We start from the raw sequence: 758 nt of genomic DNA, 5'->3' as shown, positions 1-758 counted from the left end.
ACTTTTACCTTTACATGGTCTAATGGCGATACCGATGCTGGTGTTACGACTAGTACGATTTCTAATGTCGCTGCGGGGAACTATACCGTTAGTGTTACTATGGACGGATCGTCTTGTGATCCTGTTGTACATAGTATTGAAATTACAGAACCTAGTGCTTTAAGCCTGTCTGTTGATAAAGTTAATGCTACTTCTGCGCAAGGATGTGACGATGGCACTGCGACTGCCTCTACCACGGGTGGAAATGGTCCGTATACTTATTTATGGTCCGCATCGGCTGGTAATTCTACAGATGCTTCTGTGAGTGGATTAACTGTAGGGAATCATACCGTTGTAGTAACGGATGCCAATGATTGTACAGCGACACAAACTATTACTATTTCATGTACCGATGATTGTGATACTGCAACCACATCAGGTACCATTACAAATGTACTTTGTAATGGCGATACTACTGGTGCAGCTACAGTCTCTGCAAGCTCTGTAGTAAATCCATCTGCTACTTTTACCTTTACATGGTCTAATGGCGATACCGATGCTGGTGTTACGACTAGTACGATTTCTAATGTCGCTGCGGGGAACTATACCGTTAGTGTTACTATGGATGGATCGTCTTGTGATCCTGTTGTACATAGTATTGAAATTACAGAACCTAGTGCTTTAAGCCTGTCTGTTGATAAAGTTAATGCTACTTCTGCGCAAGGATGTGACGATGGCACTGCGACTGCCTCTACCACGGGTGGAAATGGTCCGTATAC

1 pseudogene is annotated in these 758 nt (G+C 43.5%); it reads left to right on the top strand.

The window, feature by feature from the left end:
* A pseudogene (locus HNV08_RS16215) lies at positions 1-758 on the top strand (hypothetical protein); the annotation flags it as partial.

Origin of the sequence: Winogradskyella eckloniae, from assembly GCF_013249045.1 — a bacterium.
Taxonomy (GTDB): Bacteria; Bacteroidota; Bacteroidia; order Flavobacteriales; family Flavobacteriaceae; genus Winogradskyella; species Winogradskyella eckloniae.
This window is presented reverse-complemented; position numbering and strand designations above follow the sequence as displayed.